We start from the raw sequence: 16069 nt of genomic DNA on the forward strand, positions 1-16069 counted from the left end.
CGGCCCTGAGCCGGTCGCACAGCCCGGCGGTGCGGCGGTCCTGCCAGACGATGGCGCGGTGCAGCGGCTGGCCGGTCCGGCGGTCCCAGAGCAGCGTGGTCTCGCGCTGGTTGGTGATGCCGATGGCAGCGATGTCGCCGGCATGCAGCCCGGCCTTTTCCACCGCCGCACGCGCCACCCCAGCCACCGTCACCCAAAGGTCCGAGGCATCGTGCTCGACCCAGCCGGAGGAGGGGTAGTGCTGCGGGAATTCGTGCTGGGCGCTGGACACCACGCGCAGCCCCGCATCGAACAGGATCGCGCGCGAGGACGTGGTGCCCTGGTCGATGGCGAGGATATGGGTCATCGGCGGCCTGCTGTATCCGGGGTGATGGGCAGGCTGCACCGCGGCAAACAGCCGGTCAAGCGGCTTTCGTTTCCGGGCGGATCGCCGGCGATGCGAACATCGGCGACACCCTCCTGTCCCGCAGGGAACGCTTGCGCGCGGGGCCGGATCGCATAGAGTGATCGCGGTCCAGCCGATGGAGCGCGCCCCGTGGCCCTCAGCATACGCCAGAACGAAATCCTGGAACTCGCCCGTGCCGAGGGGCGGGTGCTGGTCGACGATCTGGCGCAGCGCTTCGACGTGACATTGCAGACGATCCGCCGCGACCTGGGCGAGATGGCGGGGGCGGGCCTTCTGGACCGCGTGCATGGCGGGGCGGTGCCGCGCGCCGGCGCGGTCAACCTGGGCTACGAGGCGCGGCGGCGCATGAACGCCGAGGCCAAGGCCGCCATCGGCGCGGCCTGCGCGGCGGAAATTCCCGACAATTGCAGCCTGATCCTGAACCTGGGCACCACGACCGAGGCGGTGGCCCGCGCGCTGATCCACCATTCCAACATCACCGTCGTCACCAACAACATGAACGTCGCCAACATCCTGCTGGCCAATCCGGGCTGCGAGATCATGGTGGCGGGCGGCGCGCTGCGACGCTCGGACGGCGGGCTGGTGGGGGAACTTACCACCCAGTTCTTCGAGCAGTTCAAGGTGGATTACGCAGTCATCGGCACCTCGGCGCTGGACCATGACGGCGATCTGCTGGATTTCGACCTGGCGGAAGTGCGGGTCAGCCGCGCCATCCTGCGCCAGTCGCGCCGCGCCTTCCTGGTCACCGACCATTCCAAGATCGGCCGCCCCGCACCCGCCCGCATCGCCAGCCTGTCCGAACTGGACACGATCTTCACCGACCAGCCCCTGCCCGAGGATCTGGTCCGGCGCTGCGCCGAATGGCGCACCGAGGTGCGGATCTGTCCGCCGGCAGGCTAGGCCAGGCCCTCAGGTCACCGCCGCCCGAGCGGCAAAGCGCGGGTCCGTCCAGCTTTCGCTTTTCAGGACCTCCTCCAGCGTCTCGGCCGCGCGCAGCACATCGACATGGCGCAGGTAAAGCGGCGCAAAGCCGAAGCGCAGCGTCGAAGGTGCGCGAAAATCGCCGATCACGCCGCGGGCGATCAGCGCCTGCATCACCGGCCAGGCATGATCGTGGCGAAAGGCGACCTGGCTGCCGCGCCGGGCATCGTCGCGCGGGCTTTCCAGCTCCAGCCCCAGACCGGCGCAGCGCGCCTCGACCAGCCGGATGAACAGGCCGGTCAGCGCCAGGCTTTTCGCCCGCAGCACGGCCATGTCCACCCCGTCCCAGATCGCCAGCGCACCCTTCAGCGCCCGCATCGACAGGATCGGCTGGGTGCCGCATTGAAAGCGGCGAATACCGGGATCGCCCTCGTAACCCGTTTCGAAGGCAAAGGGCCGGGCATGGCCCCACCAACCACTGAGCGGCTGGCGCGCCTGCCCCTGATGCCGGTGCGCGGCATAGACGAAGGCGGGCGAGCCCGGCCCGCCGTTCAGGTATTTGTAGGTGCAGCCCACGGCAAAATCCGCCCCGGCCGCGTCCAGTTCCACCGGCAGCGCACCGGCCGAATGGCACAGATCCCAGACGGCGACGGCGCCCGCCGCGTGGATGCGGGCGGTCAGCGCGGCCATGTCGCGCAATTCGCCGGTCTTGTAGTTCACATGGTTGACCAGCACGGCGGCGACATCGGCGTCCAGCATGTCCTCGATGGTCGCGCCGTCCACGCCCTCCAGCCGCAGCCGCGCGCCGGGCAGGGTCGAGACCACGCCCTCGGCGATATAGAGATCGGTCGGGAAACTGCCGCTTTCCGCGACGACGGTCCTGCGCCCCGGCCGCAGGCCCATGGCGGCATGCAGCACCTTGTAGATGTTGACCGAGGTAGTGTCCGCCACCACCACCTGCCCCGGCGCCGCACCGATCAGCCCCCCGATGCGGTCGCCCAGCTCGATGGGCAGGTCGAACCAGCCGGCGCTGTTCCAGCTGCGGATCAACTCGCCGCCCCACTCATCCCGGGCGGCGCGCAGCAACTCCTCTTGCGCGGCGCGGGTCGGGACGCCCAGGGAGTTGCCGTCCAGATAGACCTCGTCCGGGGACAGGATGAATGCGTCGCGCAAGTGGCGCAGCGGGTCCTGCGCATCCATCGCCTCGATCGCGGCACGGTCGGGAAGGGTCATGGCTTGTCCTTGGCTGTTCATTCCGGCGCCGGGCCGGTCGAGTTGCGGATGATCAGTTCATGCGGGCCGACGCGCTGCAATTCCCTGAGCGGCCGGCCCTTCAGCAGGCCGGCCAGGCAATCGGCCAGCGGTTCCCAGCTGTCGCGCAGCGGCGCCTTGGTCACGCTGAGCGCCGGAAAGAAGGCCGAGGCCCGCAGCGCCGGCAGGTGATCGTCATGTGCCATGACCGAGACATCGCCGGGGATCGACAGCTCCAGCGCCTCCAGCGCCTTGTAGACCCCCTTGGCGATATGGACGTGGCTGCAGATGATCGCAGTGGGCAGCGGCCCGCCCAGGCGGAACATCTCGACGGTCGAGACCAGCCCCAGCGCCTCGGTCATCTCGCCATGCCGGGTCAGCGCGGGGTCGAATGCGATGCCCGCCGCGTCCAGCGCCCGGCGATAGCCGCGCAGCCGGGCCGAGGCGAAGCTGAGCCCCTGCCGGCCATTGATCAGCGCGATGCGCCGATGGCCCAGCCCGGTCAGGTGGCTGGTCATCTGATAGAGGATGCCCTCGTTCTCGATATCGAAATAGGCGTGGTCGGGCGCCGGGCCGATGCGGCCGTGCACGACGAAGGGGATGCAGTTTTCCCGCAGGAAAGCGGCGCGCGGATCGTTATCCGACGGGCTGAACAGCACGAAACCGTCCAGCATGCCGTTGCCGATCAGGCGCTTGTAGACCTCGGTGATCGGCTCGTCCTGGCGCGCGACATGCAACACGAACTGCATGCCGCGGCCCGAGAACTGGGCCGAAAGCCCGGCGACGCCCTCGATGAACAGCCCGTCCTCGGACAGGTTGGTGGATTGCGGCACCACCAGCGCGACCATGCCCGAACGGCCGGTCACCAGCTTGCGCGCCGAGATATTGGCCTGATAGTTCAGCGACCGCGCCACGGCCTTGACCCGTTTGCGCGTCATCTCGTTCACGTCGGAATGGTCGTTCAGCGCCCGGCTGGTCTGCGTGACCGACAGCCCGGCTGCCCGCGCGACATCCTTCAGCGTGGCCAATTCCCCAGCTCCCCCGGCAACCTCTCGGGCCAGCCCCGGCCGCCCGCTTGCCCCATGAAATGTCTAGAACATCCGCCCCGGCCGGTCCATAGCCGCGATCCCGGCCCGGGCAAGCGCCATGGCCGGGCGCGGCATCGCCTGATCGCGCGGTGCGGGCCGGCGCATTCCGCTTTCGGCCAGAACCATGCCCGGCAGGGGGCTCCCTCACGGCGTGGTCGGTCCAAAGAACTGGCAGCATCGGTAAGGTGCCGCCCCTGCCATGCCGCAAGCCCGTCGAAAAAGGGCGCGACGATCCCGTCCTCGCGCCCTTTTGTCTCAATAACAGCCGATCTTGGCGATCCGGCCGTCCTCGCCGATCTCGAAGTTCATCCGGCCGGCGTTGAAATCCATCGTCACCGCATCGCGCGGGCCGATGATGCGCGTGCCGGCCGGCAAGGTCATCCTGTCCAGCACCCCGCGCGGCTGGCCGACCAAGCCGCGAAACGATGCAGCGTTGCAGCTGTCGGCCCCGGGCTGGGGCACCTGTGCCGGAGGCGTCGCCTCGACACAGGCGGCAAGCGCGCAAATCGGCGCAAGCAACAGGAACCGCTTGATCCCACGCATCCGTCAGCCGCAATCGATATTGTAGATATTGCCTGCCGCATCCAGCCGGAAGACGATGCGCAGCGGATCGTATTCCTGCGGCTCGATGCCGCGATATTCGACGACGCGATAGTCGCGGTTCACGCCCAAGGTCGGGATGATGCTGCCGGGCTGGCCCAGGGCCGAGACATAGTTCTTGGCATGGCAGGCATCGGGTTCGCGCGATTCCAGCCCGCTGACGCCGGCCACCGGCACGGGCGGCAGAGGCGCGACGGCCGGAGCCGGCTCGGGCGCCGGCGCATAGGCCGGGGTGCAAGCGGCAAGCGGGGCAAGAGCAAGAAGCGCGATCAGGGCTCGGGTCATCAGGCAATCATCCAATAAGGGAATTTCTGGCGCGCCATCATAAGGGTGCGTCATGCAAATGAGAAGCGGCCCGTCGACGAATACGGCGCAGCGTTGCAGCAGAACCGCGCCGGTCAATGCCTATTCGGCCGCAGCGACCAGCGCGTTCCCGCCATCGCCGTAGCAGGCAAGGAACATGGCGACCGCGCTGCGGTTCACCTTGCGCAAAAGCTCCTTGTCCACCGATTGCGGACCCAGGAACAGCGCACGGTCGTGGATGGTGACCCCGGCCAATTCGATAAGCTGGTCGGCCGCCAGTTCCAGGTCGGGAATGCGCAATTCCCCGCGCTGGACGCAACGCTCCAGATAACCGATCAGCTGCTGGCGCAAAAGCGCCGGCCCGGATTCGTAATACTCCTGCGCGAGCGAGGGGAAACGCTCGGCCTCGCCCACGCTGACCCTGAAGATGCGCAGCCCGAACTCCGAGATCATATGCGCCGAGATGATCTGGACGATAAAGGGCAGAACCTGCCCGACCGGAAGCTCGACCTCGATCAGCGCGCTGGCATCGGCAGCCTCGCGGGAAAGCTCGTTACGAAAAACCTCCATGAACATGACGCGCTTGTCGGGAAAATAGCTATAGAGTGTCGCCTTGGACACACCCGCCTCTCGGGCAATGTCATCAACGCTTGCCCCCTCGAACCCATCGCGCAGAAAGATCGTCCTGGCGCCCTCTAGCACCTGCAGGAATTTGCGACCGCGCGTTACTGGAAGAGCCTTAGGCATCCACGAGTACCCCCTGATTACTCCTTAACTTGTCTCGCGAAACCGCGGGACAAAACACAGACACCGGAACGCCGCCGAAATCGAGCCTTTCCGTTCATAAGGGCAAACCAGATTCTTTGCAAAGCTTCTGCGCGGCATGAAGCGCAATATGTCTAAAACTTGTCGTGGATTGTCGCGGGACTCATCATGGATCGCAGGGGGATCATCGGAATCGGCGCGGCCTTGCAGCGCGAACCGAGAGAACCGGAAGAACCGATGCCTTTTTCCGTGATCCCCTGCGACCTGCCTTGCAGCCGCGCCGGCAGGGCGATGGAAAATACACCGGCCCTTGCCGTGAAACCAGGCAAGGCAAGGGCCGTTTTCACGATTCACGCCCCGAGATCATAACGGCCGCTGATATCGGAGACGAGGCCAGCCCGGATCGTCAGGCGCGATTCGGCAGGGGCCGTGCATCCCCGGCCGCGATTGGTGCTGATCGCCCCGGCTCCAGCCAGCTTCTTGCCGAGGCCCTGCATCGTCATGCGCCATCGCGCCGCAGCCTGTCCCGCCGAGCCTGCCCGGCCAGATCCTTGCGCAAGGCATGCACGGCCTCGCCGCGGCCGAATTCGCGTGCGGCAGCCTGCCGGACCTGTTCATAGCCGGGCAGGATCCGGGCCAGCTCGCCCTCGGCCGCCAGCAGGGCCCGGCTGCGTTCGCCCGCCAGGGCATTCGTCAACCGCGCCTCGGGGATCGAGAACGGCTGGTCCGAGCGATAGATCGCCTCGAGCTCAGCCTCCAGCCGGCCGATCCGATGGCGCGCCGCCTCGACATGCGCGCGAAAGGCGGCCAGGCGCCGCATTTCCATATCCGCCTTCAGCCGGGCGATCCGTTCCAGCCCGGCAAGCGCATCGCTGACGCGCCTCATATCCCCTCCCTGCGCCGGGGCGGGCTGCCCCATCCCTCGCGCGCCTTCTTGCGCATGGCCTCGGCAAAGCGGATGGCGGCGGCGACCGGAGCGAAATGTTCGGCCTTGATCTCCTGTCCGATCTCGACCGTGGCGTGCAGGGCACGGGCGCAGGGCGGATCGGACCAGATGGGCACCCGATGATCCTGCGCGCGCTCGCGGATGCGGCGGGCCACGTCGTCCACCCCTTTCGCCAGGCAGACCGGAGCCCGGCCGCTGCCGCGTTTCCACTCCAGCGCCACCGCATAGTGGGTCGGGTTGACGATGATCACGTCGGCCTTCTGGACATCGGCCAGCATGGCGCTGAGCACGATGTCCACGCCCTTTTGCCGCCGCGCGGCCTTCAGGTGCGGATCGCCCTCGTTTTCCTTGTGTTCGTCCTGCATCTCCTGCCGGGACATGCGGTGCCGCTTCAGATATTCGAGCCGCTTCCAGATCAGGTCGATGATGGCGAAGATCGCACCGATCCCCAGCGCCAGAAGCACCGCCCGGCGCAGGATCAGACCCAGCCCCTCGACCCATTGCAGATCCTGCATGGCGCCCGAAGTCATCAGCCAGGCCAAAAGCGAGGCGTAGAGAAACCAGCCTCCCACGCCGACCAACAGGGCCTTTCCCAGCGAGATGGCAAAGGTGACCAGCCCACTCTTGCCGAATTTCTGCGCGGCATTCTTGACCGGGTTGACACGCTTGAAGTCAGGCAACAGCTTCTTGGGTGTCAGCACGACGGAACGCTGCGCCACCATGCCAAGCAGGATCGGCAGCGCCATGATCGCGACCCCCGCAACGGTCACCAGCCCGGCCTGCCCCGCCAGGGCACGCGCCAGATCGGCGACCGCGCGCCCTTCGGCATCGGGCCATGGCTCGCCGCCCAGGACGCGCGCGGCCATGCCGAGCCATGCCGGCACGGCCCAGATCGTGGCGAACAGCGCCGCGAACCAGAAACCCAGATACATCAGCGCCGATTGCAGTTCCGCCGAGCGCGGGACATCGCCTTCCTGCCGGGCCTTGCGCAGCTTGCTTTCCGTGGCGTCGAACTGCTTGTCGTCGTTGTTTTCCCGGCTCATCGCAGCAGTGTTCCCATTTTGCCGAGAACCGCATCGACCCAGACCGAAAGGATCGAGGGCGCCAGCATCACAAGCGCCAGCAAGGCCAGCAGGATCGCCCCCGGCGCACCGATGAAGATCACCGGCAGGGTCGGCATGACCTTGCTGATCATGCCCGACAGGACCTGGAACAGGAAACCGCCCAGGATGAACGGGGCCGCCAGCAGCATGGCCAGAACGAAGCTTTGCCGGACCAGTGAAACTGCGCTGGGCAGGGCCTCGGAGACCTGCGGCCAATCCCCAAGAGGCCGCAGCACCAGGCTTTCGCGCAACAGGTCGCATGCAAGGACCGGAAAGCCCAGAGCCATCAGGACGGCCAATCCGGCCAGATGCATCAGGTTGCCGATGGGGTGCGGGGAATATTCATTGGCCGCGCCGATCAGCTGCGACAGCGACGCGGTCGCAGCGATGGCCGTGGCAGCGATGTTCAGCGCAACGGCGAACAGCCGCACGAGCCCGCCAAGCACCAGCCCGGACAGGATCTCGGCCCCTGCCAGGGCGGCGAGATGCAGCAAACCGTCAATTCCACCCACCGATTGCGCATGTTCCGCCAGCAGGGGCGTGATCGCCATGGCCAGCGCCGCGCGCACCCGGACCGGCATGGCGCGCTCGGAGAAAACCGGCAGCATCAGGAAGCAGGCCTGCACCCGGCAATAGGTCAGCAGCAGCCCGGCCAGCATGGCCGCCAGGCGCGGATCCGCCAGCAACTGGGTCATGGCCCGACCGTTCCCCGCAGCCTGACCTGTGCGCCCGGGTCGATCTCGTCCAGCCCCAGCACCGGGGTCGCGATCCCGGCCGAGGACAGCATCATCCGCACCAGGCGCCGACGGTGATCGGGCACCGCCAGGACCACCTCGATGCCGGGTGGCAAACCGCTCAGCGTGGCCTGCAGGGCATCGGCCAGCCGTTTCTGGATCTGCGAGATGGCGCCATTCCCCGCCCTTGCACTTTCGGCTTCGCTGCGGGCAATCTCTGCCTCCCATTGCGGATGCAGTTGCAGCAATTCCAGATAGCCGTCCTCGTCCAAGAACTGCTCGGTGATCTGGCCACGCAGCCGCTTGCGCACCTGCTCATAGACGGCCTCGGGCGAGGCACCGCCGCGCGCCTCATGCACCGCATCGGTGATCAGCACCAGGTTGCGGACCGAGATCCGCTCTTCCAGCAAGCCGCGCAGGACGGCCAGCAGCATCTCGGGCGGCACCTTGTCCGGCACCATGCTGTCGAAGAACCGCTGGTTCAGCTGGGCGCGATGCTCGTCCGAGACGCTGCAGAGTTCGCGGATCATCCGCTGCATCGAGGACATGGTCAAAAGCGCGGGCAGGTTGGTCTTGACCACCTCCATCAGATGCGTGGACAGCACCTCCATCGGGGTCACGACGGTGGCGCCGGCGATCGCCGCCTCGTCCTGCCATTCCGGCGCGATCCAGCGCGCGGCGCTGCCATAGACCGGCTCGTGCACGTTTTCGCCGTCCAGTTCGTCGAGCGTGGCTTCCGCACCCAACGCCAGCACGCCCTGCGGCCGCAGGACACCCTTGCCGCGCACGACGCCCTGCAACCGGACGACATACTCGCCCTCTTGAAAGCCGGTGCCGTCCGTGATGCGGACATCGGGCAGGATCATCCCATAGGCGCGCGCAATGTGCAGCCTGAGGTTGGTGATGCGCTGGCCCAGCCCGCGCACCGGATCAAGCGCACTGAGAATCAGGCCCGCACCGATCTCGACGCATATCTCATCGGTATCCAGCACGTCGCCAATGCGGGTCTGCGCCGAGGCGGCGGCATGGGATTCCACGGGTGCCGCATCCTCGGGTCTGGTCTTGTCCTGCCGGGCGCGAATGAACCAGGCCGCCACGCCCAGCACCGCAGCCAGGCCGAAAAAGACCAGCGTCGGCATGCCGGGGACCAGACCGATGAACAGCATGCCCACCGCGCAGATGAAGGGCACCTGCCAGTTGCTGAGGAATTGCTGCGACAGCAGATCGGCGGTCGTCTCGGTCGCCCCGCCGCGGGACAAGAGCAGCGCCGCCGCCATCGAGGTGATCAGCGCCGGGATCTGGCTGACCAGCCCGTCCCCGATGGTCAGCCGGGAATAGGTGGACATGGCCTCGGCCACCGGCATGCCGTGCAGGATCACGCCCGCGGCCAGACCGACGAACAGGTTGATCAGCGTGATGACCAGACCGGCGATGGCATCGCCCTTGACGAATTTCGATGCCCCGTCGAGAGAGCCGAAAAAGCTGATCTCGCGTTGCTCGCGGGCGCGGCGGCGCTTGGCCTCGTCATGGTCGATCGCACCCGAGTTCAGGTCGCCGTCGATGGCAAGCTGCTTGCCCGGAAGGGAATCCAGCGCGAACCGGGCCGAAACCTCGGCCATGCGCCCCGACCCCTTGGTGATGACCATGAAGTTCACCACCGTGATCACGGCAAAGACCGTCAGCCCGACCAGAAGCGAGCCGCCGGCCACGAATTCGGCGAAGGCCTCGATGACATGGCCGGCGGCATTGGCACCGTTCTGGCCATTGGTCAGGATCAGCCGGGTCGATGAGATGTTGAGCGACAACCGGATCAGCAGCGAGACCAGCAGCAGGACCGGGAAAGCCTGGAAATCCGTGGGTTTTTCCACAAGCGAGGCCATCACCAGGATCAATGTCGCGCTGGCGATGGACAGCGCGATCCCCAGGTCCAGCAGCCGCGCCGACATGGGGATGACCATGGACAGCACGATCAGCAGCAAAACCCCGGTGATGATCAGCGGCCGCACCGCCCAGCCCGCTGCGGGTGTTTCGGCAATGCTCATTCCTGTGCTCCCTGGGGTCTTGCCGGTTCCAGCAGGCGCTCGATGCTCCAGGCCGGACCGATCAGCATGCCCGACCGCCTGAGAAAGATCAGGACCTCGATCCGGTCGGAGGGCGAAAGCCGCATCAGCCTGTCGTCGATATCCGCCGGCAGCGGCTCACCGTAAAGCAGCCGGTCCGTCGCGTCGCGGATCATGCCCTCTCGGGTCGGCACCCCGCCTGCGGCGGCTTCGGCCAGCGCGGCGGACAGGATCAGCGCCGCGATCACGACGCCCTCTTCAGCTCGCGCAGCGCGTTCTCGAGATCGCCGAACGAGGGACGGACATGATCGGGCGCCGATTGCCGGCCGACCTCGACACACAGATTGGTCGCATGCTGATGCAGGCCCGCCACCAGGACGGATTTGATCACGTCGTAAAAGGCCTGGTCCTGCTTGGTCACGGCCCCCAGCCGCTGGGCGAAGGGGGCGACGATCGCATAGGCCAGGAACACGCCCAGGAACGTGCCGACAAGCGCGCCGCCGATCATCTTGCCCAGCACCTCGGGCGGCTGGTCGATCGAGCTCATGGTCTTGATCACGCCCAGGACGGCCGCGACGATTCCCAGCGCGGGCAGCGCATCGGCCATGTTCTGCAATGCATGCGGGGCGTGCATGGTTTCTTCGTTCATCAGGCCGATACGCTGTGAAAGCATCTCTTCGACCTGATAGGGATCGTCGTAGTTCAGGCTGGCCGAGCGCAGCGTGTCGGCGATCAGCGTCACGACATGCTCATCGGCCAGAATCCGGGGGTAAGCCTGGAAGATCGACGACGATTCGGGCTTCTCGATATGCTCTTCCAGTTCGACCGGGCTTGCGCGTGCGATCCGCAGCAGCTGGAACAGCAGGCAAAGCACGTCCTGCACGTCGGATTCGTGCCAGCGCGGCCCCTTGAGCGAGCGGCCGATGCCCCCCAGCGCCTGCTTGATGACCGCCGTCTCGTTCGACAGCAGGAACGAGCCGACGGCCGCCCCGCCGATCATCATCATTTCGAAGGGCAGCGAGTGCAGGATGACCCCCAGCTTTCCGCCTGCCAGGATGTATCCACCGAAGACCATCGCGAAGGTCACGACGATGCCGATCATGCCGAACATGTATTCACCTATTTCCCGGCGGCCCGAAGGGCGCCCATGTATGACGTCAGGATCGCGGCATGGCCCGGCTCGACCGAGGCCATGATCCGGGCACCCGTTTCGGGCTGAACGCGGGCAAGGATCTGCGCGGCAAAATCCGGCGGCAGGTTCGACAGGACCATGGCCGCCTGTTCGGGCTTCATCTGGTCATAGACCGCGATCAGCCGCGCGATATCCTCGGTCTGCGCCTGGCTCTGGCCCTGGTTGCCCTGGACGATCCGCTGCTTCAGCTTGCGCAGTTCGACCAGCCTCTCGGTCAGCCGCTTTTCGGCAGCGGCAATTTCGGCCTTCCGCCGCTCGATCTCCTGCATGTAGCGGTCGAGGCGCAGGGCGCGCTCGCGCAGCGTCTCGGCCAGGGCAACAGCTTCGGGAACGTCGGTGCAGCCCGCCATCAATTCCGAAGGCTCGGCATTCGCCGACAGTCGCGACAGCCCGTCCATCAGCATCACCGCCTGGCCGGCCGCGGCCAGGATCATTACGCCGCCCAGGATCGACAGGATCGGCTTACGCATTGGCCACCGTTCCTTCGCGACGGCGGCGGCGCTGCAAGCGGGCGGGCCGCGATGGGCCAGCCTCGGCGAACTTCTGCTGCAACATCCAGAATGCGCGCTCCTGCTTGGCACGCTCGATCTCGTCGGCAAGCGCCTGGGTTGCGGCAGTGGCCTCGGCCTTGGCCAGTAGGATGGATTTCTCCAGCCGGCCAATTTCGCTGGTCATGACGGCGATGGCGCCGCCCAGTCCGGTTTCCAGGTCGTTCAGCTTGCGCAGCCGACGTGCCAGCATGAAGCAAAATCCCGACAGCCCGATGGTAAAGGCGATCAGGACCACCTGTAAAAGCTGCGCGATCGTCATTGGACCCTGAACTCCGTGATGAGGACATCGGTGAATGCCTCCCTGCCCAGGACAAAGACGGCGCGCGTTGCCAGCTCGTCCCGGACGATGTCCAATATCCCGCGTTTCTCGAAGGCCGTGCCGTCGATATCGGCAAGAAAGCCGTTGAAACTGTCCAGCAGGCGCGGAATCAGGTGTTCGACCTCGGCACGGTGGCCCTGGTCGGTCTCGATCTTGACCGTCATCACCAGGGTTCGCGCCCGGGGTCCGGCCAGCGTCAGCACGATCTGGGGGATATCGACGAAGGCAAGGGACGGCGCGGCCTCGGCCTGGGCGACCTGCTCCTTCGCCGAGAAAAGCGACATGGGCGACCAGAATCCCAGCCAGGTCGAGGCAAAGCCGGCCCCACCCAAGGCAAGGGCCAGGCCCAGCGGCAACAGGATGCGGCCGATTCCTCCGCCTGGTTTTCCTTCCGCGTTGATGTCGGCGACATCGGTCATGGTGATTCTCCATCCGTCCAGGGCCTGGATATCACTCGCGGGCTAACCAATTCTTAATCGCCCCCGTGCCATCAAGGTCGCGACAAGGATCACGGCGATTCGATGGGGGCGGTTTTGCTGAAACTGCAGGACTACTGGCGCGACAGAAGCACGAAGCAGAGGGCCATGCTGGCGGCGGCCTTCCTGTTCACATTTGCCGCCATTGCGGGGTTGTCCTGGATGGCCAGCCGGCCCGGCATGGCGTTGCTCTATTCCGGGCTCGATCCGCAGCAGTCCGGCGCAGTGATGGCCGCGGTCGAAAAATCCGGCGTCCCCTATGAGATCCGGGGCGATTCCATCTGGGTCGCGGAAAGCCGCCGGGACGAATTGCGCATGACGCTGGCCGGCGAGGGGCTGCCCTCGGCCGGCGGCTCGGGCTACGAGATTCTCGACGGCATGTCGGGCTTCGGCACCACCTCGCAGATGTTCGATGCCGCCTATTGGCGTGCCAAGGAAGGCGAATTGGCGCGCACCATCCTGGCCTTGCCGAACGTCAAGGCGGCGCGCGTGCATCTGGCCGTGCCGCAGGGCCGCGGCTATCGGCGCGAGGCCGAGGCGACCGCTTCGGTCACGCTGACGACCGACGGCACGCCGATCAGTCGCAATCAGGCGAAAGCATTGAAGTTCCTTATCTCATCTGGCGTTCCGGGCATGACGGCGGATCGGGTCGCGGTGATCGACAGCGAACGCGGCGTGATTTCCTCGGGCGAGGATCGCGAGGCCGAGATGAAGCGCAATGTCGAGCGCATCCTGGCCGCGCATGTCGGCCACGGCAATGCCATCGTCGAGTTGCATCTGGACGTGGTCAACGAATCCGAACTGCTGACCGAGCAGCGTTTCGACCCGCAGGAAAGGGCGCTGATCTCGCAGGAAAGCGAGGAAAGCGCCGATCAAAGCAGCAATGCGCAACAGGGCACGGTCACCGCCGCCTCGAACCTGCCCGAGGGCCAGGACGGTGCCGGAGACCAGAGCCGCTCCTCGCGGTCGGAGACCCGCCAGCGCTCGAACTTCGAGGTCAGCAAGATCACGCGCGAGGTGACGCGCCAGCCCGGCGCCACCCGGCGCCTGACCGTGGCCGTGCTGGTGAACGGGGTCGCCCGGACAGAGGCCAACGGCGAAGCCACGCTGGTGCCGCGCGAAGAGACCGAGCTTCAGGCGATCCGAGAACTGGTCGCCTCGGCCGTGGGCTTCGACGAAGGGCGGGGCGATGCGATCACGGTGAAATCGCTGCCCTTCGCCTCGCTTTCCCAGGCAGGCACGCTGGCCAGCGCCGGCGGTTTCCTGTCGAGGCTGGACCTGAACGGGCTGATCCGCATCGCCCTGGTCGGGTTTTTCGCACTGGCACTGGCGGCATTCCTGTTGCGCCCGCTGTTGAGGTCGAAACCTGCGGGCAGTCCGGGCCAGGCCATGCTGGATCGCCCGGAACGGCCGCCGGCTCTTGCGGGTGCCAGGACCGAAGGCGCCCCGGCCCCCGCCGTTGCCAATGTCGTTCCCGAGATCGACTTCGCGCCCGCGGGGACGGACGGCAGCGATCCGGTGGGGCGGCTCAAGGAGCTGATGAAATCGCGCAAGGACGAAAGCCTGCAAATCCTGTCAGGCTGGATCGAGAAGCGTGAGGACGCCGTATGAGACCCGCCGCGCTTCGCCTCGATTCGTTTTCCTTTGGCGCCGTGGGCGACGAGCAGCTGGCTGCGGCGACCGGGCGCGAGGAAGCTTTTCAGCACGGCTACGAGAAGGGCCTGACCGAAGGCCGCGAGGCCAGCCTGGATGCGTTGACCCGGGCCTTGGACGATCTCCGCCAGAACATGCAGGCCGGGCACGAAGCTGAAGCCGCGCTGCGCGGGGATATCCGCAACGCGCTGGTGCCGATCCTGCACGCCATCGTGGATGTGCTCGGCCCTTGCTCGGAAAAGGAGCGGTTGCGGCTTTCACTGGCCGAGGAGATGGCGCGGATCATCGAGCATGCGCCGGATCGGACATTGATCGTCCGATGTCCCGAAGACCTGCACGCGGACGTGGCGGATTGCCTTGGCAGCGGGCTGTTCCCCCATGTGCGGATCGAAAGCCTTCGGGCGGGCCAGGACATGGTCGAGTTGGTCGCCGGCCATGGTGCGATCATCTTCGATCCTTCGCGCGCCGCCACCGAGCTGAAAACCATCATCAACGACATCAAGACCGGGGAATGATCATGGACGATCTTGCAAGCCTGATCGCAACCGACCAGATCCAGGTGGAAATCACCATCCGGCTGGGCGGAACGCAACTTACCGTTGCCGAGCTTTCGCGCCTGCGGCCCGACGACATCCTGACGCTGGACCAGGACATGTCGGACGGCGTCGAGATCTGCGTCGGCGACAAGGTCATCGCCCGCGGCGAACTCGTCTCGGGCGACGAAACCGACAACCGGCTTTGCGTCCGCATCCTTGGCCCGGCCGGCGCATCGTGATCAGGCTCGTCCTTGTCCTTGCGGTGCTGCTGCTGCCCCAGCCCGGGTCGGCCCAGGATCTGCCGCTGATCGACGCGGCGGGCCTCGATGCGGTCGCAGGCGGCGTCGGCCGGCATGCGATCACGCTTCTGGCAGTGATGACGGCGCTGTCGCTGGCGCCGGGCATCGCCATCATGGTGACCTGCTTTCCCTTCATCGTGACGGTGCTTTCAATCCTGCGCCAATCCCTGGGGCTGCAGCAGTCGCCGCCGAACATGCTGATCGTCAGCCTGGCCATGTTCCTGACCTGGTTCGTGATGAACCCGGTGCTGACCGAAGCCTGGGATGTCGCCGGCGCACCGTTGCGCGACGGCCGGATCACGGTCGAGCAGGCGTTCGAGCGCGGCATCGTGCCCTTTCGCGGCTTCATGGAGCATCGCACCGATCCCGAAATGCTGGCCACGCTTGCCGAGATCGCCCCCGACCCCGAGGCAGCGCCCGACCGGCTTTCCGTGCTGATCCCCGCCTTCATGATCAGCGAGATTCAGCGCGCCTTCGAAATCGGCTTCCTGGTCGCGCTGCCTTTTCTCATCATCGACCTGGTGGTTTCGGCCGTGCTGATGTCGATGGGCATGATGATGGTGCCCCCGGTCGTGGTGGCCCTGCCCTTCAAGCTGGCATTCTTTGTCGTGGTTGACGGTTGGGGCATGATTGCGGCCGCGCTGGTGCGAAGCTATCAATAGCCGACCGTTCCGTCGCGCATTCGGGGCCAGAACTGCCGAAAGCGTCCCCATGCGGCGGGTCGGACGGCTTGCGGGATGCCGCATTTGTTTTGTCGCGTGTCACCGGCGGGTATGAGCCGGGGCGGATGCATCCGCGAGGTCATGTCGTTCGGGATCTTTTCAGGAGCAGCGAACTTGAGCATCCGATCGGAAACGCACGATAGG

At 66.3% G+C, this 16069-nt stretch carries 22 protein-coding genes; 5 read left to right on the forward strand and 17 right to left on the reverse strand.

All coding sequences use genetic code 11. From position 1 onward, the window contains the following. Positions 1 to 346: FGGY family carbohydrate kinase (locus QPR87_RS06580; RefSeq protein ID WP_285048816.1), on the reverse strand; the 346-nt coding region annotated here is incomplete at its 3' end. A 189-nt stretch (positions 347 to 535) separates the two neighbouring features. On the opposite strand from QPR87_RS06580, the gene QPR87_RS06585 reads away from it, so the two are divergent. Continuing rightward, entirely contained in the window at positions 536 to 1306 is a 771-nt protein-coding gene (locus QPR87_RS06585; protein WP_011748899.1) for a DeoR/GlpR family DNA-binding transcription regulator, read from the forward strand. Positions 1307 to 1315: 9 nt separating this feature from the next. On the opposite strand, the gene kynU is transcribed toward QPR87_RS06585, so the two are convergent. From kynU to QPR87_RS06665, 16 genes are all read right to left on the reverse strand, one after another. Beyond that, positions 1316 to 2560 (reverse strand): kynureninase, encoded by a 1245-nt coding sequence (gene kynU, locus QPR87_RS06590; RefSeq protein WP_285048817.1) that lies wholly within the window; start codon positions 2558 to 2560, stop codon positions 1316 to 1318. Positions 2561 to 2577: 17 nt separating this feature from the next. Then, complete coding sequence (locus QPR87_RS06595) at positions 2578 to 3606, reverse strand: substrate-binding domain-containing protein (protein ID WP_285048818.1); 1029 nt, start codon at positions 3604 to 3606, stop codon at positions 2578 to 2580. 315 nt (positions 3607 to 3921) lie between these two features. Next, positions 3922 to 4209 (reverse strand): I78 family peptidase inhibitor, encoded by a 288-nt coding sequence (locus QPR87_RS06600; protein ID WP_285048819.1) that lies wholly within the window; start codon positions 4207 to 4209, stop codon positions 3922 to 3924. Between the two features lie 3 nt (positions 4210 to 4212). Beyond that, positions 4213 to 4551, reverse strand: coding sequence for a hypothetical protein (locus QPR87_RS06605; RefSeq protein WP_104493871.1), 339 nt, complete (start codon positions 4549 to 4551; stop codon positions 4213 to 4215). A gap of 120 nt (positions 4552 to 4671) precedes the next feature. Beyond that, positions 4672 to 5316: a TetR/AcrR family transcriptional regulator gene (locus QPR87_RS06610; protein WP_285048820.1), complete on the reverse strand. Its 645-nt coding sequence runs from the start codon at positions 5314 to 5316 to the stop codon at positions 4672 to 4674. A gap of 152 nt (positions 5317 to 5468) precedes the next feature. Then, positions 5469 to 5681 (reverse strand): hypothetical protein, encoded by a 213-nt coding sequence (locus tag QPR87_RS06615; RefSeq protein ID WP_285048821.1) that lies wholly within the window; start codon positions 5679 to 5681, stop codon positions 5469 to 5471. Positions 5682 to 5684: 3 nt separating this feature from the next. Continuing rightward, on the reverse strand, positions 5685 to 5837 hold the full coding sequence (locus tag QPR87_RS06620) for a hypothetical protein (protein ID WP_285048822.1): 153 nt from the start codon (positions 5835 to 5837) through the stop codon (positions 5685 to 5687). Further along, positions 5834 to 6220, reverse strand: coding sequence for a hypothetical protein (locus QPR87_RS06625; RefSeq protein ID WP_041530287.1), 387 nt, complete (start codon positions 6218 to 6220; stop codon positions 5834 to 5836). Before QPR87_RS06625 ends, QPR87_RS06620 begins: the two co-directional genes overlap by 4 nt. Continuing rightward, complete coding sequence (gene flhB / locus QPR87_RS06630) at positions 6217 to 7323, reverse strand: flagellar type III secretion system protein FlhB (protein WP_285048823.1); 1107 nt, start codon at positions 7321 to 7323, stop codon at positions 6217 to 6219. The genes QPR87_RS06625 and flhB overlap by 4 nt, the downstream gene beginning before the upstream one ends. Then, positions 7320 to 8078 (reverse strand): flagellar biosynthetic protein FliR, encoded by a 759-nt coding sequence (locus QPR87_RS06635; RefSeq protein ID WP_285048824.1) that lies wholly within the window; start codon positions 8076 to 8078, stop codon positions 7320 to 7322. The genes flhB and QPR87_RS06635 overlap by 4 nt, the downstream gene beginning before the upstream one ends. Beyond that, complete coding sequence (locus QPR87_RS06640; RefSeq protein ID WP_285048825.1) at positions 8075 to 10159, reverse strand: flagellar biosynthesis protein FlhA; 2085 nt, start codon at positions 10157 to 10159, stop codon at positions 8075 to 8077. Before QPR87_RS06640 ends, QPR87_RS06635 begins: the two co-directional genes overlap by 4 nt. Further along, positions 10156 to 10425 (reverse strand): hypothetical protein, encoded by a 270-nt coding sequence (locus tag QPR87_RS06645; RefSeq protein ID WP_104493867.1) that lies wholly within the window; start codon positions 10423 to 10425, stop codon positions 10156 to 10158. The genes QPR87_RS06640 and QPR87_RS06645 overlap by 4 nt, the downstream gene beginning before the upstream one ends. Then, the gene (gene motA / locus QPR87_RS06650) at positions 10422 to 11288 is read right to left on the reverse strand and encodes a flagellar motor stator protein MotA (protein WP_104493866.1); all 867 of its coding nucleotides are present in this window, start codon (positions 11286 to 11288) and stop codon (positions 10422 to 10424) included. Before motA ends, QPR87_RS06645 begins: the two co-directional genes overlap by 4 nt. Positions 11289 to 11296: 8 nt before the next feature. Next, the gene (locus QPR87_RS06655; RefSeq protein WP_011748926.1) at positions 11297 to 11839 is read right to left on the reverse strand and encodes a MotE family protein; all 543 of its coding nucleotides are present in this window, start codon (positions 11837 to 11839) and stop codon (positions 11297 to 11299) included. Further along, positions 11832 to 12179 (reverse strand): hypothetical protein, encoded by a 348-nt coding sequence (locus tag QPR87_RS06660; RefSeq protein WP_011748927.1) that lies wholly within the window; start codon positions 12177 to 12179, stop codon positions 11832 to 11834. Before QPR87_RS06660 ends, QPR87_RS06655 begins: the two co-directional genes overlap by 8 nt. Next, on the reverse strand, positions 12176 to 12658 hold the full coding sequence (locus QPR87_RS06665; RefSeq protein WP_011748928.1) for a flagellar basal body-associated FliL family protein: 483 nt from the start codon (positions 12656 to 12658) through the stop codon (positions 12176 to 12178). The genes QPR87_RS06660 and QPR87_RS06665 overlap by 4 nt, the downstream gene beginning before the upstream one ends. A gap of 102 nt (positions 12659 to 12760) precedes the next feature. On the opposite strand from QPR87_RS06665, the gene fliF reads away from it, so the two are divergent. Genes fliF through fliP form a run of 4 tightly spaced genes read left to right on the forward strand, consistent with a single transcriptional unit; the run spans position 12761 to position 15865 of the window. Then, complete coding sequence (gene fliF, locus QPR87_RS06670) at positions 12761 to 14326, forward strand: flagellar basal-body MS-ring/collar protein FliF (protein WP_285048826.1); 1566 nt, start codon at positions 12761 to 12763, stop codon at positions 14324 to 14326. Then, on the forward strand, positions 14323 to 14883 hold the full coding sequence (locus tag QPR87_RS06675) for a FliH/SctL family protein (protein WP_285048827.1): 561 nt from the start codon (positions 14323 to 14325) through the stop codon (positions 14881 to 14883). Before fliF ends, QPR87_RS06675 begins: the two co-directional genes overlap by 4 nt. Before the next feature lie 2 nt (positions 14884 to 14885). Beyond that, on the forward strand, positions 14886 to 15143 hold the full coding sequence (locus QPR87_RS06680) for a FliM/FliN family flagellar motor switch protein (protein WP_011748931.1): 258 nt from the start codon (positions 14886 to 14888) through the stop codon (positions 15141 to 15143). Further along, the gene (fliP, locus tag QPR87_RS06685) at positions 15140 to 15865 is read left to right on the forward strand and encodes a flagellar type III secretion system pore protein FliP (RefSeq protein ID WP_011748932.1); all 726 of its coding nucleotides are present in this window, start codon (positions 15140 to 15142) and stop codon (positions 15863 to 15865) included. The genes QPR87_RS06680 and fliP overlap by 4 nt, the downstream gene beginning before the upstream one ends. Positions 15866 to 16069: the final 204 nt, after the last annotated feature.

This window comes from Paracoccus sp. SSJ, assembly GCF_030234105.1.
GTDB lineage: Bacteria > Pseudomonadota > Alphaproteobacteria > Rhodobacterales > Rhodobacteraceae > Paracoccus > Paracoccus denitrificans.